The organism is Microvirga sp. P4_G7, from assembly GCF_056401005.1.
In genome coordinates, this window is the sequence record NZ_JBFUKD010001018.1 from 1 (window position 1) to 939 (window position 939).

Below are 939 nucleotides of genomic sequence, written 5' to 3' on the forward strand. Positions count from 1 at the left end.
GGCCGATCCATTGCCGTAGGGAGCAMCGGCCGCCGGGGCTCCTTCGTCGAACGACACCGTGGACGCTCTGGCTGATGCTGGGCGGTCGTGGCGCGGGCAAGACCCGCACCGGCGCCGAATGGATTCGCGGCATTGCCCTCGGCGAACCCGATTTCGCCGAGCCGGCGCTGCGCCGCATCGCGCTCGTCGGAGAGACATTCGCGGATGCGCGCCACGTGATGGTGGAGGGGCCGGCGGGAATACTTGCCGTGCACCGTCGACGCGAGCGTCCGTCGTGGTCGCCGTCGTTGCGCAAGCTCGAATGGCCCAATGGCGCCATCGCACAGGTGTTTTCCGCCGAGGATCCGGATTCCCTGCGCGGTCCGCAATTCGAAGCCGCGTGGGCGGACGAACTCGCCAAGTGGCGTCACGTGGACGAGACGTGGGACATGCTGCAATTCGGCCTGCGCCTAGGCACCCATCCACAGCAGATGGTGACGACCACGCCGCGTCCGCTCCCGCTGATCAAGAGATTTCTCGCCGATCCGACCGTCGCCGTCACGCGCGCGAAAACCGCCGACAACGCGGCTCATCTCGCACCCGCCTTTCTCGAGACCGTGGTCGGCCGCTACGCAGGCACGCGCCTCGGCCGTCAGGAACTCGATGGGGAACTCATCGAGGATCGCCCCGATGCATTGTGGACGCGCGAGGTGATCGAAGCGGGACGCGTCGTTCGCGCGCCCCCGCTGGTGCGGATTGTCGTTGCAGTCGATCCGCCGGCGACGTCGTCGCGGCGAGCGGATGCCTGCGGGATCGTCGCAGTCGGTCTGGATGCGGGTGGCTTCGCGTACGTGTTGGCGGATGTCAGCGCGTCGGGACTGAAACCGCCGGAATGGGCCGCGAAGGCAGTCGCGCTCTATCATCGCCTGGAGGCCGATACCCTCGTCGTCGAGACGAACC

General features: G+C 67.8%; 1 protein-coding gene. It reads left to right on the forward strand.

All coding sequences use genetic code 11. From position 1 onward, the window contains the following. Nucleotides 1–5: 5 nt before the first annotated feature. On the forward strand, nt 6–939 hold a 934-nt coding region (locus AC1DT3_RS22695), incomplete at its 3' end, for a terminase large subunit domain-containing protein (protein ID WP_477467423.1).